General features: G+C 45.7%; 20 protein-coding genes, 7 tRNA genes and 1 rRNA gene (1 of these 28 cut by a window edge). 1 reads left to right on the top strand and 27 read right to left on the bottom strand.

Annotated elements, in window-relative coordinates; translation table 11 throughout:
• Positions 1 to 11: 11 nt before the first annotated feature.
• From ACGHCT_RS00205 to ACGHCT_RS00165, 9 genes are all read right to left on the bottom strand, one after another.
• On the bottom strand, positions 12 to 683 hold the full coding sequence (locus ACGHCT_RS00205; protein ID WP_072853194.1) for a YitT family protein: 672 nt from the start codon (positions 681 to 683) through the stop codon (positions 12 to 14).
• Positions 684 to 843: 160 nt separating this feature from the next.
• Positions 844 to 1,830, bottom strand: coding sequence for a C-terminal binding protein (locus tag ACGHCT_RS00200; RefSeq protein WP_390437538.1), 987 nt, complete (start codon positions 1,828 to 1,830; stop codon positions 844 to 846).
• Between the two features lie 25 nt (positions 1,831 to 1,855).
• A complete protein-coding gene (locus tag ACGHCT_RS00195) occupies positions 1,856 to 3,283 on the bottom strand; it encodes a sodium:solute symporter (protein WP_390437536.1) in 1,428 nt (475 codons plus the stop codon).
• A 28-nt stretch (positions 3,284 to 3,311) separates the two neighbouring features.
• Positions 3,312 to 5,408, bottom strand: coding sequence for an acetate--CoA ligase family protein (locus ACGHCT_RS00190; RefSeq protein WP_072853188.1), 2,097 nt, complete (start codon positions 5,406 to 5,408; stop codon positions 3,312 to 3,314).
• A gap of 15 nt (positions 5,409 to 5,423) precedes the next feature.
• A complete protein-coding gene (locus tag ACGHCT_RS00185) occupies positions 5,424 to 5,957 on the bottom strand; it encodes a 2-oxoacid:acceptor oxidoreductase family protein (protein ID WP_072853186.1) in 534 nt (177 codons plus the stop codon).
• Positions 5,954 to 6,694: a thiamine pyrophosphate-dependent enzyme gene (locus ACGHCT_RS00180; RefSeq protein WP_072853184.1), complete on the bottom strand. Its 741-nt coding sequence runs from the start codon at positions 6,692 to 6,694 to the stop codon at positions 5,954 to 5,956. The genes ACGHCT_RS00185 and ACGHCT_RS00180 overlap by 4 nt, the downstream gene beginning before the upstream one ends.
• Before the next feature lie 12 nt (positions 6,695 to 6,706).
• Positions 6,707 to 7,762: a 3-methyl-2-oxobutanoate dehydrogenase subunit VorB gene (gene vorB, locus ACGHCT_RS00175; RefSeq protein ID WP_390437535.1), complete on the bottom strand. Its 1,056-nt coding sequence runs from the start codon at positions 7,760 to 7,762 to the stop codon at positions 6,707 to 6,709.
• A gap of 12 nt (positions 7,763 to 7,774) precedes the next feature.
• The gene (locus ACGHCT_RS00170; protein ID WP_072853180.1) at positions 7,775 to 7,975 is read right to left on the bottom strand and encodes a 4Fe-4S binding protein; all 201 of its coding nucleotides are present in this window, start codon (positions 7,973 to 7,975) and stop codon (positions 7,775 to 7,777) included.
• A 31-nt stretch (positions 7,976 to 8,006) separates the two neighbouring features.
• Entirely contained in the window at positions 8,007 to 9,269 is a 1,263-nt protein-coding gene (locus ACGHCT_RS00165; protein WP_072853178.1) for an MFS transporter, read from the bottom strand.
• A 348-nt stretch (positions 9,270 to 9,617) separates the two neighbouring features.
• Here ACGHCT_RS00165 and ACGHCT_RS00160 point away from each other — a divergent pair, with 348 nt between their 5' ends.
• Entirely contained in the window at positions 9,618 to 10,343 is a 726-nt protein-coding gene (locus ACGHCT_RS00160) for a FadR/GntR family transcriptional regulator (protein ID WP_072853176.1), read from the top strand.
• A 50-nt stretch (positions 10,344 to 10,393) separates the two neighbouring features.
• Here the strand turns inward: ACGHCT_RS00160 and ACGHCT_RS00155 are convergent, their stop codons facing one another.
• The 18 genes from ACGHCT_RS00155 to ACGHCT_RS00070 all read right to left on the bottom strand — a co-directional run.
• Positions 10,394 to 11,233, bottom strand: coding sequence for a sugar phosphate isomerase/epimerase (locus ACGHCT_RS00155; protein WP_072854863.1), 840 nt, complete (start codon positions 11,231 to 11,233; stop codon positions 10,394 to 10,396).
• A gap of 10 nt (positions 11,234 to 11,243) precedes the next feature.
• The gene (locus tag ACGHCT_RS00150) at positions 11,244 to 12,233 is read right to left on the bottom strand and encodes a sugar phosphate isomerase/epimerase (protein ID WP_072854864.1); all 990 of its coding nucleotides are present in this window, start codon (positions 12,231 to 12,233) and stop codon (positions 11,244 to 11,246) included.
• 12 nt (positions 12,234 to 12,245) lie between these two features.
• A complete protein-coding gene (locus ACGHCT_RS00145) occupies positions 12,246 to 13,283 on the bottom strand; it encodes a Gfo/Idh/MocA family protein (protein ID WP_072854865.1) in 1,038 nt (345 codons plus the stop codon).
• A gap of 70 nt (positions 13,284 to 13,353) precedes the next feature.
• Positions 13,354 to 14,433 carry a Gfo/Idh/MocA family protein gene (locus ACGHCT_RS00140; protein ID WP_390437534.1) on the bottom strand — a complete coding sequence of 360 codons (1,080 nt, stop codon included), beginning with the start codon at positions 14,431 to 14,433 and terminating at the stop codon, positions 13,354 to 13,356.
• A 30-nt stretch (positions 14,434 to 14,463) separates the two neighbouring features.
• Positions 14,464 to 15,501 (bottom strand): sugar ABC transporter substrate-binding protein, encoded by a 1,038-nt coding sequence (locus ACGHCT_RS00135; RefSeq protein ID WP_390437533.1) that lies wholly within the window; start codon positions 15,499 to 15,501, stop codon positions 14,464 to 14,466.
• A 25-nt stretch (positions 15,502 to 15,526) separates the two neighbouring features.
• On the bottom strand, positions 15,527 to 16,498 hold the full coding sequence (locus ACGHCT_RS00130) for an ABC transporter permease (protein WP_390437532.1): 972 nt from the start codon (positions 16,496 to 16,498) through the stop codon (positions 15,527 to 15,529).
• A complete protein-coding gene (locus tag ACGHCT_RS00125) occupies positions 16,485 to 17,963 on the bottom strand; it encodes a sugar ABC transporter ATP-binding protein (RefSeq protein ID WP_154261223.1) in 1,479 nt (492 codons plus the stop codon). The genes ACGHCT_RS00130 and ACGHCT_RS00125 overlap by 14 nt, the downstream gene beginning before the upstream one ends.
• Before the next feature lie 16 nt (positions 17,964 to 17,979).
• Positions 17,980 to 18,810: a sugar phosphate isomerase/epimerase family protein gene (locus ACGHCT_RS00120; protein ID WP_154261225.1), complete on the bottom strand. Its 831-nt coding sequence runs from the start codon at positions 18,808 to 18,810 to the stop codon at positions 17,980 to 17,982.
• A 262-nt stretch (positions 18,811 to 19,072) separates the two neighbouring features.
• Positions 19,073 to 19,792, bottom strand: a complete 720-nt coding sequence (locus ACGHCT_RS00115; RefSeq protein WP_390437531.1) for a helix-turn-helix domain-containing protein — start codon at positions 19,790 to 19,792, stop codon at positions 19,073 to 19,075.
• Positions 19,793 to 19,876: 84 nt separating this feature from the next.
• Positions 19,877 to 21,319 carry a sugar ABC transporter ATP-binding protein gene (locus ACGHCT_RS00110; RefSeq protein WP_158641031.1) on the bottom strand — a complete coding sequence of 481 codons (1,443 nt, stop codon included), beginning with the start codon at positions 21,317 to 21,319 and terminating at the stop codon, positions 19,877 to 19,879.
• A gap of 301 nt (positions 21,320 to 21,620) precedes the next feature.
• Positions 21,621 to 21,693 (bottom strand) — tRNA-Lys (locus ACGHCT_RS00105).
• A 19-nt stretch (positions 21,694 to 21,712) separates the two neighbouring features.
• Positions 21,713 to 21,785 (bottom strand) — tRNA-Phe (locus ACGHCT_RS00100).
• 135 nt (positions 21,786 to 21,920) lie between these two features.
• Positions 21,921 to 21,994 (bottom strand) — tRNA-Met (locus tag ACGHCT_RS00095).
• A gap of 34 nt (positions 21,995 to 22,028) precedes the next feature.
• Positions 22,029 to 22,110, bottom strand: a tRNA-Tyr gene (locus ACGHCT_RS00090).
• Between the two features lie 4 nt (positions 22,111 to 22,114).
• A tRNA-Thr gene (locus ACGHCT_RS00085) sits at positions 22,115 to 22,187 on the bottom strand.
• A gap of 56 nt (positions 22,188 to 22,243) precedes the next feature.
• Positions 22,244 to 22,316: transfer RNA gene (locus ACGHCT_RS00080), tRNA-Val, on the bottom strand.
• Positions 22,317 to 22,341: 25 nt separating this feature from the next.
• Positions 22,342 to 22,415 (bottom strand) — tRNA-Asp (locus ACGHCT_RS00075).
• A 106-nt stretch (positions 22,416 to 22,521) separates the two neighbouring features.
• Positions 22,522 to 25,045: ribosomal RNA gene (locus ACGHCT_RS00070) — 23S ribosomal RNA — on the bottom strand; it runs 368 nt beyond the window's last position.

Below are 25,045 nucleotides of genomic sequence, written 5' to 3'. Positions count from 1 at the left end.
CCTCCTCTTCATCAGCATGCCGGCAGAAGTTTTTTAGTTCTGGGCAGCCAGAACTGCACCAGGGGTCCTGTCAGGAAAACTGCCGCTATGGTTCCCACACCCACGGTTCCCCCCAGAATATACCCCAATGTCACAAAAAACAGGTCACATCCAACCCGGACCCACCGGAACTGCACAGAGGCAATCTTATCCGATAATATAATGGCCACCAGATCATTTGGACCTGTGCCTGCATTGCTGTTGATGACCACGGACATTCCCGCGGATAAAATAATACATCCTGCAACCATACTGGCCGCACGGATTCCCATGGGCGCATTTCCATTAATGAAATCCTGAAATACCCACGTGAATAAATCAATAATAGGCCCCCCGCAGAAGGCACACAGGATAGTGCCGGGCTTTATGTACCCTTTGGTTGTCACCGCCATGAGGATCATTAAGATACACAAAACAATTACATGTACCGTTCCCACCGTCAGATGGACATTCCTGGCAAGCCCCTGGATAAAAACAGTGAATGTATCCGTTCCCAGCTCCGACAGAAGAAAGAGTGTCACCCCCAGATGGGCCACTGTAAGGCCAATAAGGAGAATCAGCAATGCCTTGGCCCAGTCCTTTGCCGTTCTTGCTGAAGTGTCGGAGGCAAACTGTTCCTTTTTCCCTTTTTGTACTGCTTCCATAACAGAATATTCCCTTCATCTTATTAAATTATTTGATAGAAATATTATATCCTTCCGTCAGATATTATTCAACTGTGATCCCTGCTTTTTGGGCAGTAAAAGAGATGCCTGCTCCCATCGGAGAACTCTCCGAAAAACAGACATCTCTTCCATACTTTCCTTACTCTAATCCAACCCCATTTACTACTCTGTTTGCCTCTTTATATTTGCCCTCCAGACAGCGGAGTACATTTTCCGCAGGAATCTTATACAGGAGATACTCCGTGGTAGTAGAGTAAAACGCACTGTGAGGGGTAATAATGACATTCTCCCTTCCCGCCAGGGGACACGTATTCATATCCGGTGTCTCGGAAGAGAGTACGTCCAGCCCCGCACCGCTCACCAGTCCGTGATCCAGCGCATATACCAGATCCTCTTCTTTTACCGCACCTCCTCTGGCCACATTCAGGAGTATTGGGCTGCGCTTCATTTTCCTAAACTTTTCCAGGTCAAACATCCCCTGATTTTCTCCGGTCAGATTCATATGAATAGTGATTACATCACTTTGTTCCAGAAGCTCATCCATTGTCACAGGCTCTGCTCCCATCTCCCGGACGGCCTCATCAGATATATAGGGATCGTAGGCCAGTATCTCCATGCCAAAGCTTTGTGCTCTTTTTGCAACAGCTCTTCCAATCTTCCCGTATCCTGCAATTCCCAGCTTAAGCCCTTCAATGCGTTTTACACCAGGCTTTGCGTTGTAGATCCATTGTTTGTCCGTCTGAACGCTTCTCTCGTACGTTTTCAGGCCCTTCAGCAGTGCCAGCATCAGCATAATGGCGTGATCCGCAACTTCCTGTGTACAGTACTCGCCTATGGCGCAGACTGCAATCTTCTTCTCCCTGGCGTATTCCCAGTCCACATAGTTCCATCCCGTCGCCTGAACAGAGATAACCTTACAGTTCTCCAGTCCGTCGATAATTCTTTTGTTAATGCCTACATATCCCACCAGGATGGCATCCGCATCCCTGCACTGTTCAATAAAGGCATCCTCTGTCTCCGGAGTATACACAGCCAGCTCCAGCACTGCATCCTCAGGAAATACTTCCCTCTCTATACTGAGATCCCGATCCGCGGATTCCGGATATTCTGCAATTATAATTTTCATAGACTTCCTTCCTTTCCATCACTTGTTACGATAAAAAATGTTGAATTTTCTCCCTCTCCTCTGCCTTCTGGCCTCTCAGCACAGATATGGAAAAAAACAAAACGGCTGATACTCCCAGACCCGGCCATAAAGCATCTATATGAAAAATGGATCCCCATCCCAGAGACCGTCCAATGTACCATACGATTACGGTTAACAGAGAGAAGGTCATACTGTAAAAGGCTGCGCTGATACTTCCCCGTTTCCAGAAGAAACCAAAAAATGTAGGAATAAAAAGTCCCGCCGATAAAAAAGTAAACGTAATCAGCAGTATATCCATAATATCAGGATTCAGCCATGCAAATAACAGACTGATACATCCTATAATAAGAGAACTGATGGTTCCCAGACGTACAATTCTCTTATCGGAAGCCTTCGGGTTAATGTATCTTTGGTAGATATCCCTGGTCACATTTGCCGATGCTGTTAAGATTGCAATATCCGCAGAGGACATAATAGCGGCAAAGATCCCTGTTATCACCAGCCCTTTGATTCCGCTGGGGAATGTCATCAATATTAATTGTATCAGAGAATTACTTCCTGCGGGAAGATCCGGTATTAAAACTTTCGCTGCCAGACCTTCATACGTAGCACAAAGTGCAATGGGCAGGATACACAGAGCAGCGATAAAGCCGCCTTTTCTTGCTGTATTGGCATCCTTGGCCGCCATACATCTGGTATAGCTGTCCATGGTAGTAAAAAAGGAAAGCAGCGTAGAGAGGGCAAATGCTATAATGGTAGGCCACCCCCAGGCCCCGACATCGAAATAACTGTCCGGAAGCGCCCGGATCTCCCCTGCACCTCCGATTGCATTTGCTGCAAAAGGTACCGCTATGATGACTCCTATCATTAAAAGACCTACCTGAATCCAGTCCGTATAGGTTACCGCAAGGTATCCTCCCAATGCCGTATAAAGTATCAAAACTACAGCTGCCACTGTAAATGAAATCCCATTTCCCCACCCCGTAATCGTGTTCAAAATCATTCCGCTTGCCACGAGCTGCGATGCTGTCACCCCGATCATCCCAATCAGAGTACAGATGGTAGATACGAATCTGCACCTGTGATCGTACCTGCTCTCTATAAAGTCCGGGTAGGTCAGATTTTCAAGATGATCCCCTATTTGCTTTACTTTTTTTGAAAAGACCAGGGAAAACAGTCCACAGCCCACAGCCAGTATCCCCACATACCATATGGCAGTAATCCCCATATCGTAAGCCTTTGTAGAGGTTCCTATTACCGAGGCACCCCCTATCCAGCAGGAGATCCAGAGACAGGCAATGGAAAATGTTCCCAGCTTTCTACCTGCCACATAATAAGTCTCCATACTGCTTTGCTTCCGTGACGTGTAAATCCCAATACCCAGCATCATTGCCATATAAATTACTACAAAACAGATATCAATCCCCTTCAAAGGCCAGCACCTCCATCCGCAGGAAGCTTTACTCTTCCAGCACTACTAATGCATCTGCCACACCAACTCCGGCACCTTCCCCGTATACAAACAGAGGATTTATATCCAGCTCACAGAGTCTGTCTTTGTTCTTCCGGGCAAATTCTGATATGGCAACCATCATTTCCACTACGGCATCTATATCTCTGGGCGGTGTGCCTCTGTAACCGGTCAGCATTTTATACGATTTCAGGGACTTCAGCATCTCATATGCTTCGTTTTTATTCAGAGGAATGGGGTACAGAGAGCTGTCACCGAACACTTCCACGAATACGCCTCCCAGACCGGCCAGCAGCATGGGTCCGAATTGTGCGTCTCTTTTTACCCCAAGAATCAGTTCGGTCCCCTGGGGCATCATGTTCTGCATCAGGATCCCGTTAATCTTAGCTTCCGGCATTCTGCTCTTTACATTTGTCAGAATCGTATCAAACGCCTTCCCTATCTCGTCTTCGCTCTTAATATTCAGGATCACGCCTCCGACATCTGATTTATGGAGAATATCGTCAGATTCTATCTTCATCACCACCGGATAGGTAAGGTACTTTGCCTTCTCAAGGGCATCCTCCCTGCTTGTAACGATTACTCCAAGATCCAGAGATATTCCATTCTCCATAAGCATCTGTTTACTTTTTACCTCACTCAATGCCCGCCTCTTTCCCGCAGGTGCTTTTTTGGGAACTGCCAGAGAAAGCTCCCGTTTGCTGCTGTCATACCTTATATAGCTAGAAAGATGACTCAGAGCGGAAAAAGCATACTTCGGGCTGGGAAGAATGGGGACTCCAATCTCCCTGAATTTCTCTGCCACATCCCGGTTGCGTGTTCCCTCAATAAAGGGCAGTATGGCAATGGGTTTTTTATATCCCTGATCCACAACCTTCTTAACTCCATGATAAATATTATATATAGTAGGATCTGCCACTACCAACTGTATGGTGATTCCTATGAGGACCATCTCAATATTGGGATCATCCATCACTACCTTCAGTCCCTCTGCATATAGGTCACTGTCATAACAGAGAGCTGCCGTCATATCCAGAGGATTACCCGGCGTACAGAAGGAGGGAAGCATGGATTTTAACTTTTTCAGGGTACTTTCCTCAAAATCCGGATAGTTAATTCCAAACGTGCTGCCCATATCCGCACAGATTGCGGTTTCCCCTCCGGATATATTCATGGACGCAAATGCCGCCTTTTCCGGAAGATTTTTTAAAGTGGATAACAGCAGCGCCGTTGACATCATCTCCTGCATATCGTCCGCCCTGATAACGCCAAACTTATCAAATACTGCATCATAGGCCCTGTCGGATCCTGCAAGGGCCCCTGTATGAGATGCCGCTATCTTGCCGCCCTTTTCGCTTTTTCCGCCCTTCTGAATAATGACAGGCTTTTTCTTTTCCGCAGCCTTACGCAGACAGGAAGCAAAATGTTCCGCATCCTGGACGCCTTCCATATAGACTGCAATGACCTTTGTATGTTCGTCCTCAACCAAAAAATCCAGATAGTCTTCCAATGTTACAATCTTTCCATTCCCGATAGAAATTGCATAAGAAAATCTCATCTCACTGCTGTCCATAAGGTTAATGCAAAACTGTCCGCTCTGTGAAATAAACCCAATGCTTCCTTTTCTGTCTCTCTTTTCCACAGGAAATGCAAATGAAATTACGTCATCCACATAATTGTTGAATCCTCCACAATTTGGACCCAAAACCGCAATGTCCAATTCCTTCGCCAGAGACTTCAGCTCTTCTTCCGCCGCCTTCCCTTTTTCATCTCCGGTTTCACTATAGCCGCTGGCAAAGACAACCGCTCCCCCGCAGCCCTTTGTTTTTGCCTCCCTCAGCAGGCCGCATACTGTGGCCTGTGAAGTGCAGATAATAACCAGCTCTACCTCGTCGTCAATCTCCGAAAGACTTTTATAGCACTTTCTCCCCAGCACCGTCTCTCTGCCCGGGTTTACAAAATATACTCTGCTCAAATCTTTCCTATACTCCAGGATATTTCTGCAGGTATCTCCCCCGAACCCCGGTTTTTCACTGGCTCCCACTACCGCAAGTGACCTGGCTTTCAGCAGCTTATTCAAATCCATCTCGACACCTACTTTCTATGAAACTGCCTTGAATCCTTCATCAAAGCACAGAGCATTCTTAGGATTCACTTTGCCTTTTTTAGCAAAATATTCATCTATTGAACGTTTCATAAATTCTTCCTCAAACAGCCCCGTAGCCTTGCAAAGTGCGCCAAGCATTACAATATTGGTTCCCTTTGGATTATCCAGCCTGGCAGCGATCTCCGTAGCCGGGACTTTTACAACCCTGATGTCATCTCTGAACACTCTGTCCTCTGCCAGAAGAGAACTATTGGCCATCAAAACCGCCCCCGGCTTCATAGTCGGTTCAAACTTATTAATTGCCACATCATTCATAGATACAAGAATATCCAAATGTTTTGCATATGGGCTGGCAATCTCTTCCTCACTTATTTTTACATTGCAGTTGGCTGTTCCTCCCCGCATCTCCGAGCCATAAGAAGGATACCAGGTAAAATATTTTCCCTCCTGCATACCGCAGTAGGCCAGAATCATCCCGGTGATCAGTACACCCTGACCGCCGAATCCCGCACAAATAATTTCTGTCATTTTTCTTCTCCTTTCTTATCTACGAATTCTCCCAGCTTATAATAGGAAAGCGTCTTCTCACGAATATGCTTCAGGCTGTCTACCGGTGACAGCCCCCAGTTTGTGGGACATGGGGCAAGAATTTCAACCAGACAGAATCCCTCATTGTTCATCTGTTTTTCAAATGCCTTCTTTATGTATTTTTTGGCCTTATTGACCGATGCCGGGCAGTCCAGGGACGCCCTCGCCAAATACGCAATGTCAAACTCTCCCAGTGCTTTTACAACATCAAAAGGTTCCCCCTGCTTTTTTGGATCTCTTCCCTTCGGGGAAGATGTTGTCTTCTGTCCAATCAGGGTAGTAGGCGCCATCTGACCGCCTGTCATTCCAAATACTCCGTTATTCATAACTATTACAACGACATTGTCATTTCTCAATGCGGCGTGCATCGTCTCAGCCATACCTATGGCATATGCTGCCCCATCCCCGATATAAGCCACTGAAAGTTTATCCTTGCGGACTTTTTTCACTCCGATTGCCACAACAACGGGTCTGCCGTGTGCAGCCATAACGGTATCAAATCGCCAGGTATCCATATTCAGCGCTCCGCACGCCACATCCACGGTGGGAATAAAATCTTGCTGCAGTCCCATCTCATCTATAATTTCCCCTATCAGCCTGGCTGCGATCCCATGACCGCATCCGGGACAGAATGAGGTTGGTCTAAAGGTAACTGTTTCCGGTGCTTTTAATTTCACTGACATAACCCCCTATCTCTCTGCCATTGTCTTTGCGATTTCAATGATTCGTTCACTCTCAGGCACATCAAAGAAAGTACCATAGAATTCTATTGGATATTTTGCGTCTGTGGCCAGCTTAATGTCATCCACCATCTGGCCCAGAATATTCATCTCCACACTGATAAATCCTTTAAAGTGATCCGATAAATTCTGGAATGCCTGAACCGGATAGGGCCATAAAGTGATGGGACGGATAAGACCCAGCTTTAACCCCTGTTTTCTTCCGTTGCGGACTGCTTCCTTTGCAACTCTGGAGGAGATTCCGTAGGCTACCAGGATAATCTCCGCGTCTTCTGTCTGCATGCTCTCCCAGCGCTGTTCATTCTCCTCAATTGTCCTGTATTTTTCTCTCAGATATTCCTCGTAATCCGGATGTCCATAGAAGCAGACATTAGATATAATTCTCTGGGTATCCCCGGGTTTGCACCCTTTCACGGTCCAGTCAAACTTATCAATGTTGTGTTCCTTCATCTCCGGAAAGGTCACTGCCTCCATCATCTGGCCAATGGCCGCATCGGATCCAATAATAACCGGATGCAGATACTTTTCCGCCAGGTCAAAGGCTTCATAAACCAGGTCCGCACTCTCCTGCACGCTGTTGGGCGCAAGAACTATAGTTCTGTAGTCTCCGTTTCCTCCGCCTCTGGTCAGCTGCCAGTAATCTCCCTGCCCCTGTGCAATATCACCCAGTCCGTTTCCTATCCTCATAACATCGATTAGGACAGCCGGCAAATCCGCAGCGCACAAATAGGAGATCCCCTCCTGCTTCAGCGCAAATCCCGGACCGGCTGAGCTGGTAAGTACTCTGGCTCCGGCTGCCGTTGCCCCGTAGAGCATATTGATTCCTGCCAGTTCTGATTCTGTCTGCACAAATTCACCGCCGACCTCTTCCATTCTCCAGGACAGATATTCCAGGATCTCTGTCTGGGGAGTTATGGGATATCCGCTGTAAAATCTGCAGCCCGCTCTAAGCGCGGCTTCTGCCAATGCTTCGTTTCCTTTCATCATGACTTTTTCTGCTGCCATTTTTTCCCCTCCTTATTCCAAAATCTCAAACACACAGTCCGGACACATACGGTAGCACATTCCGCATTGAATACATTTCTCCTCGTCTGCGACTACGATACTGTAGCCCTTTTTGTTCAGCTGTCCCGGCTGTGACAAGGCTTTCTGTTTGCAGGCATCTACGCAGTACCCGCATCCTTTGCAGCGTTCAATGTTCAGTTTCAGTTTTTGCATAATATCCTCCCTTTCCGGTAAACTCTATAGATTAATTTGCTGAGATTCTTTTTGCAGCAGTCCTCTTATTGGCAAATATCAGTGACAATGCGGCAATGACTCCCACTACACACAATCCGATCAAAAAGTAAAAGATGTACTGGTATCCCGTGTTCCCGTATTTATCCAGCCAGCTGCCAAGCAGCGGAGGCAGGAATGTATCGGGTATATTAAATCCGATGATAGAAGCAACGGAAATGGCCGTACCTGATATCTCCGGAGGGATCTCTGCCTCTGCAATGGTTGCCCACATCGTTCCCCTTGCCATAAAACAAACGGTTGCAAGTATGAGGGATAATACGGTAAGTATGGTGATCAGTTCACTTCCCCCCGACGCGTTCGCTATGTAGATCACCACTGCTGCCATAATAATGTAGCAGCCGATTGCCAGCTTCGACGGAGAGTGCAGCTTATCGGCTATCACACCCCCTACAGGACCTCCCAGAATCTTCAGCCCGTAGCTTCTGAAGATTGCAAGTACGCCGCTGAAGGTAACTGCGGCACCTAAAACATTGGTGAAGTAAGGAGTTAAAAAGGACTGGCTGCTGAAGAATCCGTAACTGCAGAAGACAATGATACAGCTCAGATAAAGCTTCGGCAGTTTAAAGACAGCGAATGTTTCTTTAATGCTTACTGTCTTTCGCTTCTCCCCTCTTTCATCCGTAGATGTCATGTTCTCGTCGTAGAGCCACCATACCAGCAGTCCGCCGATGATGCACATCACACCCATACTTGCCACTGCCCCTTTCAGGGCTGCTGTAGAATTATCAAATCTGGAAAATACATATAAAGCCACAAAATTGCCGATTGTTGCCGAAAGGCCGCAGACCCCTTCCCAGAATCCGTAGGCTCTTCCCTGCTCATCCTCCGGTGATATCAGACGCACCGCCTTTAATATAGCAGCCCAGAAAGCAGTAACCCCTGCTATGGCAGATACAATCCAAGTAATCATGGCACACGCATAGTTTCTCATAGTAAACATAAAGAAAATACAGATAATTCCGTTCAAAAATGCGCTTCCTACAATGATCCCTTTTGTCTTAAACCGATCGGCAATCCACCCTCCCGGAAGCAGCCCTGCCGTGCTGACTATGGTGTAAACAGTTAAAAGAAGTCCCAGCTTTGTATTGCTCACACCCATTCCATCAATCATGGCATCATAGAATACATACTTGATATAAGGCAGGTTAAACATAGTGCCATATACCAACCCCAACGCAGTAATTGCAATGTAACGTTTTGCTCTGCTATTCATCCCATAACTCCTTTCTTTTTCACCGCATGGTTCCGCCGTTTATTTGCATGCCAAATTACAATTGATGCTTTTGTATATATTTATTGCTTTCTCCCTTTCTTTATTGTTAATATTATGTTATTGTAATATTGTCATACAAATTTATTATGGTTATAAACTACCACAGAAACTATTGCATGTCAATATTTATTGTGCATTTTTCATCGTTAACTTTTTAACTCCTTTAGCACTAATGCTTTATTAATTCTGTATAATATGGTAAAATTATAACAATTATACAAAATACGGCACACTATCTTTTACTTTTTACCAGTTATCATGTAAGAGATGCACAAATTGGAGGATGTCATGTTCAATCACATTGGAAATAAAAAGAATTATGAATACATTGTAGAACAGATTAAGGATATGATTATAAACGGTGAGCTTACCGTGGGAGAACGGCTGCCCACAGAAAAAGAACTCTCCGAAAAATTTGGTGTAAGCCGCACCTCTGTGCGGGAGGCTCTAAAAGCCCTGGAGGTGATCGGCATCTGTGAAAGCCGGCAGGGGGGAGGCAATTTTATTGTAAATAAGGTACAGGAACGGACGACCAATAACCTTTCACTCCTGTACACACTTAATAATGGAAAAATCGAAGATTTGATTCAGTTAAGAAGGTGCATTGAGTCTGAATCCATCAGAAATATAATTGAACAGGGGAATGACGATATTATCCGTGAACTTGGAGAAATTATAGAGCATTACAATTCCAGTGCCACCTCAAAAGAACGGACCGGCTGGGATCGGCAGTTTCATTCCAAAATCATAGAGGCTTCCGGAAACAGCATGTTTGTGTTTCTTTTAAACGCCCTGTCTAAACTCTACTACCAGAATATATCTCTTGTATCTAAGATTATAGAGGATGCTTATCCTAAGGATCTGCTGCAGCAGGAACACAACGAATTGTATGAGGCAATAAAAACCAGGGATCTGGAACTGGCCCGGAAAGCTATCAATGAACATTTTGCATTCACAGACGATGATCGGGCGGCTCTGAAAGTACTGCAGTCCATTGCCAAGGATCCCCTGTAGAATGATAAAAACCGGGAGAACTGCAGATACTCTGCAGGCTCCCGGTTTTTTTATCCTATGCTTTTCTCCAATGTTTTCATATAGCAGATGGCCTGCTCTGCATACTGATCCATTAATTTTGACTGTGTTTCCATATCTCCGGAGGCATAAGGGTTCGCCAGCCTGGGCATAAACTCCATTGTGATAGGCCCCTCGTAACCGATATCCTTCAGAACATAAAACATCTCCTTAAAGTTCGTGCTTCCCAGACCTGCCGCCTCCCGGGTATTATCCGCAATATGCACATGCATAAGGTACGGAGCTATCATCCGAAGGCTGGCTCCTATATTATTTTCTTCCAGACTCATATGAAACATGTCGGCCATAATCCCAACTGCAGGATGATTTACCTCACGGACAAATGCCAACGCCTTGGATAGTGTATTTACCAGATACGTTTCATATCTGTTAATAGCCTCTACAGCCAGGCGTATTCCCTGGGTCTGTGCATACTCTGCCGCTTTACGTACATTAGACACAGCATTGGCCCAGGCCGTCTCATAAGAGCGTCCGGGGAGTGGCTCCGTTCTTCCCACCGGAGAGGGCACCACAATCATATAGGGTGCTCCCACCTTTTTTGCAAAATCTACGTTATCTTTTATATACTGGACCGCCTTTTCTGCCTCCCCGGGTTCTCCTGAGGTTAAATCCCTGTCTTCCGGAAAGATTCCGCACAGGGAGGTACAGATTAAACCATACTCTTCCAGCAAATCAACCATCTTATCCTGATCCGTGGTATACGGCTCTGCGGCAAATTCTATGCCGTCATAACCGTATTTTTTCAATCTCTCAAAACTATATTCTATTTTTTCGTTTCCCACAATCCACTGGGTCATACTATACCGGTACATAGCATCCTCCTTATTCTGTTTTGAGCGCCGCGTCAAAGGCAATGCCGGAGGGTGAAAAATTCATCTTCCGGATATATTCATAGGATTCCCTGGCTCCTGTTTCCCGTTCCATTCCGGAGTCCTCCCATTCCACTGACAGCGGTCCCTCATACCCCATTTGATTCAGTTCCCTTATAATTCCGTCAAAGTCCACATCCCCGTGTCCTACGGATACAAAATTCCACTTTCTTCTGGTGTCCCCGAACTCCAGATGAGATCCCAGGATTCCGGCCCGCTCGTTCTGGTTCATCTTTACATCTTTTATGTGTACATGATAGATTCGATCAGAAAAATCCCGCAGATAAGTCAGCTCGTTCACTCCCTGCCACACCAGATGGCTGGGATCGTAGTTAATGCCCAGGGTCGGTCTGCGGCTGAATGTATCAAGGAGTGCTTCTGTTGTATAATAGTCAAAGGCAATTTCCGTGGGGTGTACCTCAAGCGCAAATTTGATTCCATATTCATCAAAGACGTCAAATATAGGAGACCAGAGATCATAAATCCTCTGATACCCTTCCTCTATCATTTCTTTTGTTGTCTGAGGGTATGAGTACCACCAGGCCCACAAAGGGGATCCCGTAAAACAGGTAATTACCTGAACCCCCATAAGATGAGCAGCTTTTGCCGTGCGTTTCATTTCCTCCACTGCCCATTCCCGGATCTTATCCGGCTGTCCTGAGAGAGCGGAGGGTGCAAAATTATCCAGCCGGGGATCCCACACATCCCCCACACACTGCCCCGTCAGATGAGCGGAGATTGCGTAACAGGAAAGATGATGCTCTCTCAGCGTTGCCTGTACATACTCTACATATCCCTTCTCATCCAGGGCTCTCTGCACATTAAAATGGGCATGGGTGGCTAATTCTAACCCTTCATAGCCAATCGACTCTGCCAAACTGCATAAGGCTTCTAAAGACATGTCCCCAAACTGCCCGGAAGCCAGCGTAATCGGACGACTCATACTATTTACCTCCTATTCTACGGTAATCCTTTTTCCTGTCTGGGCGGACTCCATTGCGGCAAAAACTGCTTTCATAGCAGAAAGAGCCTCTTCCCCGGATATGGCAGGCTCCTGATTGCTGACAAGACAATCTACCCAGAGATCTATAATTCCTGATTTTGTCTGATGATCATTGGTCTGAATCTCATCTGCCTCGTACAGGGTGCGGGTCCCGTCCTTATGTTCTATGACTATGGAATACCGGGGATCCTCGTAGATATGCATAACGCCCTCTGTCCCGTACAGCACTGTGTGATTATCCTCCTGTCCGTGGCAGGTCCAGCTGGCCTTCATAATCCCCACACAGCCCCCATCCATCTGATAGATACAAAAGGCATTGTCATCCACACTGATGAAATTGCCGTCTTTATCCCGTTTCTCCAGAGTTCCCACATAAGCCATTACCTCATGTACCCTCTGTCCCGTAAGAAACTGAATCAAGTCCGTCTTATGAATCCCCAGATCTGCCATTGCTCCGAAAGCTGCTTTCTTCTTATCAAAAAACCAAATCTGACTGCTGCTGCTGTCAATGGTCCATGTCTCCGGACCGCTGTGCTGAAAATTTGTCTCGAACGTAATAATGCTTCCAATCTCCCCTGCCTGCACCAGTTCCCTGGCTTTGGCATGAGCCCTGGCAAGTCTCTGATTGTGGCCAATCATAAGAAATCTGCCGGTCTCCCTGGCTGTCTGTACCATTCTTTCGCATTGCTCCAGGGTAATTGCCATAGGTTTCTCGCAGAGCACATGCTTTCCCGCCCTGAGCGCCTCCACCGTCATATCACAGTGAAATGCATTTGCCACGCAGATACTTACTGCATCTATAGACGGATCTTTCAGCATGTCCTGAAATTCTTTGTATGCTGTGGCCTCATACCGGGATGCCACTTCACAGGCTCTTTCATAGTTCAGGTCATAAACCCCGGCAATCATTACCTCTTTCCGGTCTGCGTATTCCGGAAGATGACGCACCTGAGCGATCTTTCCGCATCCGGCTACACCTACTTTTATCATATCCTTTACCTCCCGGGACTGTCCCTGCCCTCCGTCAAACAGTGAGGAGGTGCAGGGGACATCCGTTAAATTAATCGTCTATATGAGCATATTTACTAAAATGCCGGGGATCTAATAAATCCGCAACCTCCACACACGCTCCGGTCTTTGCCGCGTATTTTGCACCCAAAACCATAGCAAGGCTGTAGAGATTATCCCTCCCATTTGTCTCAGGCTCTCTGTTCTCTGCAATGGCAGCTGCAAATTCCGCGATGGAGGCCATTCTTTCCTCCTCCTCCATAGCAGCCAGATCAAATACAAGATCCCCGTTTTTTTCCACAGCTCCGTCCTGGAATACGGAGACAAAAAGATCGGAAGGATGCAGTATTACCTGATTATTATGCCAGTGAATCTCCCCTTCACTGCCCTGAATCCTCCAGTCACCGTCCCATGTAGTCTCCCATCCCTGGGAAACCCAGCTGCCGTTATAGGAGACAACTGCGTCGTTTTCCATTTCAAAAATAACACTGGCCGCGGGATTCCCCTTAAACCAGCTCCAGCTGGTATTCCAGGAGTGTGCTTTGATTCTTACAGGGTTCAATCCCAAAATTCCGCGGATCTGATCAAAATGATGAATACTCATATCCTGAATCAGAGGCTCAAACATCTCCGTACGAAATCCTGTAAAATGAGGTGCCTTTTGAAAGTTAATAAATACACTTCCAATTTCCCCCACAAACCCTTTTTCCACTAATTGCTTTACCGTCTGCGGGGCTCTTTTAAACCTGTAATTCTGGCTGATCATTAATTTTTTTCCTGCTTTTTCAGCCGCCAGAACCATCTTCAGCGCATCCTCCATCTCTTCAGCCAGAGGCTTTTCTACCAGACAGTGCAGTCCGCACTCCAAAGCCTCAATGGCAACCTCCTTATGAAAAGCCGGAGGAACTACTACAAAGGCTGCGTCTGCCTCAACATGCTTCACAGCTTCCTTTAATGTCAGAAAGCAAATAGAGGGATCCAGATGATAGGTATTTACTGCATAATCCAGCATCTCCTGTTTCATATCTACCAGCCCCGCCAATTCCACCCAGGGGGACTGAAGCGCCTTTTCTACCCAGCTGAATCCCCAGCTTCCGGTTCCTATCTGTATAACCTTAAGTTTTTTCTTCATAATCTTCGACACTTCTTTCTGCATAGCAAACTACTTGATCTGATTTGCCCAGTTTTCCGGATCTTCTACATTATCACTGGTAATGAGTCTGGGATATACATACTGTTCCTTCTCCGGATTCTCATCCTCTCCGCTCAGATACTTATAAGCCACATCCACAGCCAGGGCACCCATGTCAAAAGGATTCTGTTCCACAGTGGCGTCCAGATATCCATCCCGGATATAGTCCAGCTCTGCCGGTGTTCCGTCAATACACACAACGGGAACATGTCCCTCTTCCCCTACTTTCTTTAACTGGTTTATCTGCTTTAATCCCGCAATGACTCCTCTGACCATCTCTCCGTTATGGGTAAATACAGCGTTAACCTCACTGTTAGAAGATAAAATATCAACAGTGGCATTCTGCGCTGTCTCCGCGTCCCAGCTGCAGTCATTGGCAATCACTTTATAGCTGCTGTCAGTGGCCATCTCATCCTCAAAGCCTCCGCCCCGCCGCACTGCATGGTAAGCGCCTGTTGCACCTGTGCATTCCAGCACACTGCATGGATCTGCGATTTCCATAAGATGTTCGGCAGCCATTTTTCCGCCGGCTTTATTGTCAAAGGTACAGGAAGCCAACACTTCACATCCCTCAGCCACATTTCCATCCAGAACTACCACAGGAACCCCTGCATCGTTCGCTTTTTTCACTCCGGCTACCAGTTCCTCAGAATTATTGGGGGCCAGAAGAATTGCATCAACACCTTTTGTGATACTGTCCTCAATCTGCGTAATCTGTGTGGAGCTGTCAGAATTTCCGTCAAGAACCTCTACCTCAATCCCATACTCCTTGCATTTATCCTGGATCCCCTGATCCAATGCCACCATAAATTCAAATCCCCGGCTGTACAGCAGCGCAGATATCTTATACGTATCTTTCTCCTTCTTTTCCGGTTCCTGTTCTGCTGCTGTGTCTGTCCCCTCCTTATTTTCCGGCTCCTCTGTACTGTCATTCTTCCCGCACCCGGCGGCAAGCACTGCAACAAGTAAAACTGCCATCATAACGCTGATTATTCGTTTCTTTATCATAAAAATCCTCCTTCGCACTGGTCTCTTATCTGGAACGTTTCCCAATTCTGTTTCTGTTCGCGTCCAGAAGAGCCGCAATAATAATAACTACACCTTTTACAATCTTATCCCACGCAGGGGGAACTCCCAGCAGATTAACTGCGTTTGAGACAAGAGAAATCAGAATTACACCTAAGACGGTACCCAAAACTGTACCCCGCCCGCCTGACAGGCTTGTGCCACCCACTACCACTGCGGCAATGGCATTCATTTCCACACCGTCACCGGCATTGGGGCCCGCGGATTCCAGCCGGATCGTTAAAAGAAGACCGGCAATGGCTGCACACAGACCTGAGATCATATAGGCCATAATGATAATACGCTTTGTCCGGATACCTGCCAGCTTTGCCGCCAGTTCACTGCCTCCCACTGCATATATAGATCTCCCAAATGCAGTCTTCGAGAGACAGATCCAGGCTATTATACAGAAGATTACCACTACCCAAACAATCAGGGGAATCCCAATTACGTAAGAAGAAGTAAGCACCGTAAAAGCTCTCGGCACAGGTCCTATGTTTGCACTGTTAGTAAACACCAGTACAATACCCCGGGCAATACTCATAGTGGCAAGCGTAACAATCATCGGAGGAATCCTAAATTGTGTTACCAGAGAACCATTGATGATACCAAATGCAATTCCCACTGCAAGCATAACTAAAACACCTACAAATGGCGGGAAACCTGTCTTTACAATCAAAGCCATTCCTATTGCCGAAGCTACCGCTTCCACGGATCCTACGGACAGATCAATCCCTCCGGTAATAATTACAAAAGTTACCCCGAGAGACAGCGTACAAAGTATAGTAGACTGAATCAGCAGGTTTCTCAGGTTATTCCATGTGAGAAAACTGGGAGTCAAAACAGACATTACAATAATAAATACCAACAACACAAGAAACAGCCCCATTTTATCCAGAATCTGTCCTAGCTGTCCTGATTTTGTTTTAATTTGCTGCAAGTTTAATCACCTCCTCCTTTGAAACCTTATGGTCATTGAATTTCCCCGCTATCTGTCCTTCCCGCAAAACCACAATGCGATCACTTAGAGCAAGAAGTTCCAGAATGTCTGAAGATACCAGCAATACTGCCAGACGATTTTTGACCGCCTCATCAATTAATTTGTGAATCTCTTCTCTTGCGCCCACATCAACGCCTCGAGTTGGTTCGTCAAGAAACAATATTCTGGGATCCATGGCCAGACTTCTGGCCAATACTACCTTTTGCTGATTGCCGCCGCTCAATGAATTGACATCGGTTTCCACAGAAACTGTTTTAATTCTGAGCTTGTTCCTGTAATCCTCGACAACCGCTCTCCCCTGCTTTCTCTGTACCATCCCATAACTGCTGATTTTTTTCAGTATTCCCAGCTGTATGTTATGCTCCACAGACTGTCCCAAGACCAGACCCTGAGTCTTCCTGTCCTCCGGCACCAGGGAAATTCCTTCCCTAATAGCATCTGCAGGGTGATGAAAATTCCTGCGTTCTCCATTCACCAATATTTCTCCGCTGTCATAGGCATCTGCGCCGTACAGTGCCCGTACTATTTCCGTTCGTCCGGCTCCCACCAGACCAGCCAGTCCCACAACCTCTCCTTCATATAAATCAAAGGAAATATCTTTAAACATTCCCCGGCTGGTCAGATGCTTTACCTCCAGAACTTTTTTCCCTTTTTGTTTCACCCGATGCCTGACCTCAATGTTCCCGGCTTCTCTTCCTACCATCATCTTAACAATCTCGTCCTTCGTGGCATCCTGGCCTGGCACACAGCCAATATATTTTCCGTCACGGAATACTGTTATCTTATCTGCTATTGCAAAAACCTCTTCCAGACGGTGGGATACATAGAGGACAGCTATTCCCTGATTTTTTAGTTCTTTAACAATTCTGAGCAGATTATTGGCATCCACCTCTGACAGGGAAGCTGTGGGTTCATCCAATATCAGTACTTTTATATCCTTAGAGAGTGCCTTCGCTATCTCGACCAGCTGCTGTTCTCCTGTGGAGAGGGAAGATACAATGCTCCTGGGATTTATATTGGCTCCGATCCTGGCAAGTATACCGGATGCCCTCTCATTCATCCCTTTCCGGTCCAAAAAACGGGTCTTTCCCTTGGGCCAGTCACCTAAAAATATATTTTCTGCTACACTTACCTCCGGTACTAATAAAAGCTCTTGATGAATGACGGCAATCTTATTCATCTGGGATTCTCTGGGGTTTCTCAAAACAGTTACCTGTCCATCGATACGAATCTCCCCTGAATCCGGCATATGTGCACCGGCGAGTACTTTAATGACCGTAGATTTTCCCGCTCCATTTTCTCCTACCAGGCAATTTATTTCCCCGCCCTTCAGGTGCAGCTCTACATCATCCAATGCCTTTGTACCTGAAAAGGACTTTGTAATATGCTTTAGTATAACCTCCATACCCACCACACCTTATTTAGAGAGTTTGCTCAATGGCTTTTATGTGTTTGATAGCCAGCTCAGTATACTCATCAAAAAATTCTTTTCCACCGCCGGCTTTTAATGTTCCAAATGGGTCCGCCCCTGCCGGCAGAAGTTCAAAGGTAATGTACCCCTGATACTTAATATCCTGCAGCGCTTTCATTATAGGAGCAAAATCAAGGTGCCCTTTTGAAGGCGCAGCCCTGTTAGAATCTGCAAAATGAATATGTGTCAGCTTGCTGCCGCAATCCCGGATAGCCTGCGCAATATCAGCCTCATCAATATTCATGTGAAACAAATCTCCCATAACGCCTACATTATCCATCTTTACATCTTTCAGCATATCCATTGCCTGCTCCAGACGGTTCAGCATATACGTCTCATACCGGTTCCAGCATTCCAGACAAAGATTAACACCTGCCCTGGCTGCATACTCAGCACCCTTAATAATTCCTTCCACACCCCATTTATATTCATCTTCATAGGGAGCCAGAGGTACTGTTTTACAGCATGCAGTTGGATTAGCTATTACCATTTGGCAGTCGATAGATGCAGCAAAGTCTACCACCTTCTTTACATACTCAAGAGCCTGTTCTCTCATTCCGGGATCCGGGTGTGCCAGATCTCTGTCTTCATTGTAAACAGAACAGATCGAAGACACTTTAATCTTATTGTCCCTGCACAACTGATTTACCTCTTTTACATCGTAATACTCCGGTTCCCCACATAGCTCAATGGCATCATATCCATACCTCGCACACCTCTCAATACTGTCTTTTGCTTTTTCACCATAATAAACCAGGGCATCATAACTGTACTTAAACATATACTTCCTCCTTTTTTTTATAGCAAGAATCATGATCCTTCTTTATATTACCCATAATATCCCAAATACTTATATAAAACTATTAATATTATTGTGCAAATTATATTATATTTTTGTTTTTATGATATATTTTTGTGCAAATTATATAACTTTCTTGCTAAAGCTTATATTTCTTATTTATTTTGTTACCTTGAAAACTCATTCGACTATAATAAAAAAACAGAATAAATAACATCTCTGTTATCTACTCTGCGCTCTGTAATTATCGTCTTTTCCACTCTTTTCTATAGGTTCCGGGGCTTATCCCCACAGTCTTTTTAAACAGCAGGTTAAAATAATTTGGATTTTCATAACCAAGTTCCACCGCTATTTTTTGAACGGAACATGATGTTTCCCTCAATTGCTTTTTCGCGTACTCCATTCTGCAGAAAATAGCATACTGTATGGGGGATATTCCCACCTCTTCTTTAAACATATGGGACAAATGATATACACTTACATTTACATGATCTGCTAGCTCTGAAAGACTTAGATTTTCTTTGTAATGTTTCTCAATATATTCTTTTGTAATAGCAATAAAATCTCTTTGAATACTGCTTTTACTGCTCAGCGTCTTACAGAGTATAGACAAAATTCCCTCCAATAAAGTATCAGCCAATTCTCTGGAAATATTCTCATCCTCAATTTCTCTCAGCATTCTCTCACACAAAAACTTACAGCTCTCAAGATCCTCAGAGATTTCAAAAACTTGATACACCCCGCTGTCAATAAAAATTTCCCCGCTTAACTTGCCTTTAAATGTAACTGCCTGACTGAATAACAGCTGAAAATATCCGGAATTCATTTGGATTACTTTTCTGGAAATATCTGCTTTAGATAAAAGTACCTGTCCCTCAAATAGGGTTACCAATTCATCTTCAATAAGTATCTGGATACTATTGCGATAGACAAGATACAGCATTTGATTGCCCATACCTGCCATATCATCCGATACTCCTATATCCTTATTTTTACATATCTTTAAAAGCATTGGACGTTGTATAAAATAGGAATTTCCCAAACTTTTTCACCCCATTGTAAGTAAATCGTTTGCAGAAAATGCATGTTCTTCTAAAACACCATGTTTTAATACCAAAACTTTCGTACATAGTCTTTGCAATTCTTTATAATCTGAGGAACTAATAATAAATGATACCCCTTCCTGCGCCTTTTCTAAAATCAGCTGATACATCTCATTTTTAGATGCAATGTCTATACCCTTTGTAGGCTCGTCAAGAAGTAAAATACTGGATTCCGAAACAATCCATCTAAAAAATATTGTCTTCTGCTGATTGCCCCCGCTTGCATACTTAATTGCCTGGCTTGGATTAGATAAATAGTAACCTGGCTGAACAACAAACTTTATAAATGATTCAATCTCTTTTTTACTGTTTTTTAGGAATGATTTCTTCTTATTTACTTCCGTTAAAACGGTATTGTCTAATACTGACAGATCCGGAATAATCCCCGACTCCAGCCGATCATCAGGCATATATCCAATATTTTGTTCTATGGCATCATAAACACTCATAAAATCTATTTTCTTCTGTTTTACAAATATCATACCTCTGTCGGGCTTAATAGCCCCAAACAAAGTTTTCAGAAGAGCAGTCCGGCCAGAACCCATGGCCCCTGCAATTCCCAAGATCTCGCCCTTATGGAGGCGAAAGCTGATATCTTCATAGGCACCGTCTTTTGACAAATGTAATACCTCCAGAGCAACGGTATCAGATAACTTACTCCTGCTCACATATCCGGTATCCATTTTTGTTACTTCCATAAGGTTCTGAATGCATCTGTCCGTCACGTGTTCCATCCTATCATCCAGTATCACTCTTCCATCTCTCATAATACAGAGAGAATCACAGACTTCCCGAATCTCCTCCATTCGGTGTGTCACATATATAACAGAGGAACCGCTTTTTTTAAGGTTTCTTACCAGCTGAAGAACCACTTGCTGTTCCTGACATGACATCCCCGCCGTAGGCTCGTCCATAATATATAATTTGGCCTGCTTCAAAAAAGCCTTTGCCACGGCAATTATCTCTTTTTCACACTTTGAGAGGTTTCTTACTTTCTCGTCCGGAGAGATAGGCAGCCCAAAATACGTTAGAACCTCTTCTGCCTTCTTTCTCATCTTTTTATCATTGCAAAAAATGCCAAGCCTTCTCAGATAATTGCCGGCAAATAAATTATCTGTTATACTCATTTCCGGAATAAGACTAGGTTCCTGGTAAAGCGTAAAAATTCCCTTATCCAACACAATCTCAGGAGAATATCCACTAAACTTATCCCCATCTATATAGATATCCCCATCATCCGGTGGATATACACCAGATAAAATATTTACTATTGTGGATTTCCCGGATCCATTAGGCCCAATCAGACCTTTCACCTCGCCATAAGAAATATTTAGGTTCACATCATGCAATATTTGATTGCCTAAGAACGCTATATTTATATTTTTCATATCCAGCAGCATCTATTTTCCATCAGACCCTTCTATAAACAGTTAAAACTCTCACGATCATTTTCTATCATTATAATTTGTTATACCTTTTGTTACTATTAACAATATTGTGAAAACATATCACTTAATTGCTGTAACTGGAGATGCTATATGATATGTCATCTATAAGAATGATCAATAAAAATAAAATCACAAACATATGGAATAAAAAATACGGAGATACCGAAAGATGCATAAAATAACATGCAGGGAGATATGGACATAAAAAAACCGGATATACGTTATATCCGGTTTCCAATCATGAGCGTGCGGGGGTTCGAACCCCGGACAACTTGATTAAAAGTCAAGTGCTCTACCAACTGAGCTACACACCCTTATTTAATTGTGTTTCAATGCCCAGAGCCGGAATCGAACCAGCGACACGAGGATTTTCAGTCCTCTGCTCTACCAACTGAGCTATCTGGGCACACATACATAAATATTAAATTTTTGCTCAGCCGGCTCTGTAGTTCTTGTTCATTCCATTCACAAGAACCGCCTTCTCACTAGATTCAGCTTCGCTTCATCAAGTGTTCAGTGCGTGAGCTATCTGGGCATAGAGTAGCGGGGACAGGATTTGAACCTGTGACCTTCGGGTTATGAGCCCGACGAGCTTCCAGACTGCTCCACCCCGCGATATTGAATTAGATATTGGATTGAATAATCCTAATGGATGGAGAAGGATTCGAACCTTCGAAGGCGGTGCCAACAGATTTACAGTCTGCCCCCTTTGGCCACTCGGGAATCCATCCATAAAGCCGATGATCGGACTCGAACCGATAACCTGCTGATTACAAATCAGCTGCTCTGCCAATTGAGCCACATCGGCGAATTGCTTAAAGCAATAGCGCCACGCTATCAGCGTGTCCAAAACAACGTTTAAAATGGGACCTATAGGGCTCGAACCTATGACCCTCTGCTTGTAAGGCAGATGCTCTCCCAGCTGAGCTAAGATCCCATAATCAAATAAATAGTAAATCAAACGACCCAGAAGAGACTCGAACTCTCGACCTCCGCCGTGACAGGGCGGCGCTCTAACCAACTGAGCCACTGGGCCAATCCTGAAGAACAATATTGTACCTTCAAAACTACATATACGAATACATCTTTTTTTCTACTTTACAACACTTACCGTTTTACTTAGAAATTTCTTTCTAAGTGTTCAGGTCAAGCCCTCGACCGATTAGTAACAGTCAGCTCCATGCATTGCTGCACTTCCACCTCTGCCCTATCTACCTCGTCGTCTTCAAGGGGTCTTACTTCTTCTAAAGAATGGGATATCTCATCTTGAGGGGGGCTTCACGCTTAGATGCCTTCAGCGTTTATCCCTTCCCGACTTGGCTACCCGGCCGTGCTCCTGGCGGAACAACCGGTACACCAGTGGTCAGTCCAACCCGGTCCTCTCGTACTAAGGTCAGCTCCTCTCAAATATCCTACGCCCACGCCGGATAGGGACCGAACTGTCTCACGACGTTCTGAACCCAGCTCGCGTACCGCTTTAATGGGCGAACAGCCCAACCCTTGGGACCTACTACAGCCCCAGGATGCGATGAGCCGACATCGAGGTGCCAAACCACTCCGTCGATGTGAACTCTTGGGAGTGATAAGCCTGTTATCCCCAGGGTAGCTTTTATCCGTTGAGCGATGGCAATCCCACTTTATACCACCGGATCACTAAGTCCTACTTTCGTACCTGCTCCACCCGTCGGTGTCGCAGTCAAGCTCCCTTCTGCCTTTGCACTCTTCGAATGGTTTCCGACCATTCTGAGGGAACCTTTGAGCGCCTCCGATACCCTTTCGGAGGCGACCGCCCCAGTCAAACTCCCCGCCTGACATTGTCCCACCGCCGGGTCACGGCGGTTGGTTAGAAACCCAATACTGCAAGGGTGGTATCCCAACATTGACTCCATGGCAACTGGCGTCACCACTTCTTCGTCTCCCACCTATCCTGTACATGCAATACCGAATCCCAGTATCAAGCTGGAGTAAAGCTCCATGGGGTCTTTCCGTCCTGGCGCAGGTAACCAGCATCTTCACTGGTACTTCAATTTCACCGGATGCATTGTCGAGACAGTGCTCAAATCATTACGCCTTTCGTGCGGGTCGGAACTTACCCGACAAGGAATTTCGCTACCTTAGGACCGTTATAGTTACGGCCGCCGTTTACTGGGGCTTAAGTTCAAAGCTTCGACTTGCGTCTAACCTCTCCCCTTAACCTTCCAGCACCGGGCAGGCGTCAGCCCATATACCTCACCTTTCGGTTTTGCATAGACCTGTGTTTTTGCTAAACAGTTGCTTGAGCCTATTCTCTGCGGCCACCTTTCGGTGGCACCCCTTCTCCCGAAGTTACGGGGTCATTTTGCCGAGTTCCTTAACAATGCTTCTTCCGTCGGCCTTAGGATTCTCTCCTCATCCACCTGTGTCGGTTTACGGTACGGGTACAATATAAACAATAGCGGCTTTTCTTGACGGCCGGCTCATGGGCTTCCCTACTTTAGTTCGGTCCGCATCACGCCTTCGGATTGTTCAGCGGATTTGCCTACTGAACTCCTACCTCGCTTGCACCGGATTTTCCGTTTCCGGCTCCCACTTTCCTTCCGTGTCCCCACAGTTCTGTTATATTGCAGTACAGGAATCTCAACCTGTTGTCCATCGGCTACGGCTTTCGCCCTCGCCTTAGGCCCCGACTTACCCAGAGCAGATCAGCTTTACTCTGGAAACCTTAGATATTCGGCCAAAAGGATTCTCACCTTTTTCTCGCTACTCATTCCGGCATTCTCTCTTCTTAACACTCCACGGCTCCTTACGGTACCGCTTCTTCGCGTTAACAATGCTCCTCTACCAATCACTTGCGTGATTCCTCAGCTTCGGTGTCGTGTTTCAGCCCCGGACATTTTCGGCGCAGGACCTCTCGACTAGTGAGCTATTACGCACTCTTTGAATGCATGGCTGCTTCTGAGCCAACATCCTAGTTGTCTTCGAAATCCCACATCCTTTTCCACTTAACACGCACTTTGGGACCTTAGCTGGAGGTCTGGGCTCTTTCCCTTTCGACTGCCCAACTTATCTCGTGCAGTCTGACTCCCGATAATCAATTACACGGCATTCGGAGTTTGATATTCTTCGGTAAGCTTTGACGCCCCCTAGGAAATTCAGTGCTCTACCTCCGCAAATCTTTATCGAGGCTAGCCCTAAAGCTATTTCGAGGAGAACCAGCTATCTCCGGGTTCGATTGGAATTTCTCCCCTATCCACACCTCATCGCCACCCTTTTCAACGGATGTGCGTTCGGTCCTCCACTACCTCTTACGGCAGCTTCAACCTGGACATGGATAGATCACCCGGTTTCGGGTCTACTCTGACTGACTCTGGCCCTATTAAGACTTGGTTTCCCTTCGGCTCCGCACCTTTGGTGCTTAACCTTGCCAGCCAGCGTAACTCGCCGGACCGTTCTACAAAAAGTACGCGGTTCACCTCTTATGGGTGTTCCACAGCTTGTAAACACAGGGTTTCAGGTTCTCTTTCACTCCCCTCCCGGGGTTCTTTTCACCTTTCCTTCACAGTACTATGCGCTATCGGTCACTAAGGAGTATTTAGCCTTGGGGGGTGGTCCCCCCGACTTCCCACAAGGTTTCTCGTGTCTCGTGGTACTTTGGATCCTGCTCGCTCTTCTCGGCTTTCATGTACG

Origin of the sequence: Lactonifactor longoviformis (assembly GCF_042848515.1) — a bacterium.
GTDB lineage: Bacteria > Bacillota > Clostridia > Lachnospirales > Lachnospiraceae > Lactonifactor > Lactonifactor longoviformis.
The sequence above is the reverse complement of the archived record's forward strand: the minus strand, read 5'-3'. Positions and strand labels throughout refer to the sequence as shown.

Excerpts from the sequence above, each read along its gene's own strand:
- ACGHCT_RS00185 (WP_072853186.1), bottom strand. The coding sequence starts at position 5,957 with ATGACAGAAATTATTTGTGCGGGATTCGGCGGTCAGGGTGTACTGATC.
- ACGHCT_RS00165 (WP_072853178.1), bottom strand. The coding sequence starts at position 9,269 with ATGAATAGCAGAGCAAAACGTTACATTGCAATTACTGCGTTGGGGTTG.
- ACGHCT_RS00110 (WP_158641031.1), bottom strand. The coding sequence starts at position 21,319 with ATGAAAAATATAAATATAGCGTTCTTAGGCAATCAAATATTGCATGAT.
- ACGHCT_RS00155 (WP_072854863.1), bottom strand. The coding sequence starts at position 11,233 with ATGTACCGGTATAGTATGACCCAGTGGATTGTGGGAAACGAAAAAATA.
- ACGHCT_RS00140 (WP_390437534.1), bottom strand. The coding sequence starts at position 14,433 with ATGAAGAAAAAACTTAAGGTTATACAGATAGGAACCGGAAGCTGGGGA.
- ACGHCT_RS00115 (WP_390437531.1), bottom strand. The coding sequence starts at position 19,792 with ATGGCAGGTATGGGCAATCAAATGCTGTATCTTGTCTATCGCAATAGT.
- ACGHCT_RS00190 (WP_072853188.1), bottom strand. The coding sequence starts at position 5,408 with ATGGATTTGAATAAGCTGCTGAAAGCCAGGTCACTTGCGGTAGTGGGA.
- ACGHCT_RS00150 (WP_072854864.1), bottom strand. The coding sequence starts at position 12,233 with ATGAGTCGTCCGATTACGCTGGCTTCCGGGCAGTTTGGGGACATGTCT.
- ACGHCT_RS00125 (WP_154261223.1), bottom strand. The coding sequence starts at position 17,963 with ATGGAGGTTATACTAAAGCATATTACAAAGTCCTTTTCAGGTACAAAG.
- ACGHCT_RS00120 (WP_154261225.1), bottom strand. The coding sequence starts at position 18,810 with ATGTTTAAGTACAGTTATGATGCCCTGGTTTATTATGGTGAAAAAGCA.
- ACGHCT_RS00160 (WP_072853176.1), top strand. The coding sequence starts at position 9,618 with ATGTTCAATCACATTGGAAATAAAAAGAATTATGAATACATTGTAGAA.
- ACGHCT_RS00135 (WP_390437533.1), bottom strand. The coding sequence starts at position 15,501 with ATGATAAAGAAACGAATAATCAGCGTTATGATGGCAGTTTTACTTGTT.
- ACGHCT_RS00205 (WP_072853194.1), bottom strand. The coding sequence starts at position 683 with ATGGAAGCAGTACAAAAAGGGAAAAAGGAACAGTTTGCCTCCGACACT.
- vorB (WP_390437535.1), bottom strand. The coding sequence starts at position 7,762 with ATGGCAGCAGAAAAAGTCATGATGAAAGGAAACGAAGCATTGGCAGAA.
- ACGHCT_RS00170 (WP_072853180.1), bottom strand. The coding sequence starts at position 7,975 with ATGCAAAAACTGAAACTGAACATTGAACGCTGCAAAGGATGCGGGTAC.
- ACGHCT_RS00145 (WP_072854865.1), bottom strand. The coding sequence starts at position 13,283 with ATGATAAAAGTAGGTGTAGCCGGATGCGGAAAGATCGCTCAGGTGCGT.
- ACGHCT_RS00200 (WP_390437538.1), bottom strand. The coding sequence starts at position 1,830 with ATGAAAATTATAATTGCAGAATATCCGGAATCCGCGGATCGGGATCTC.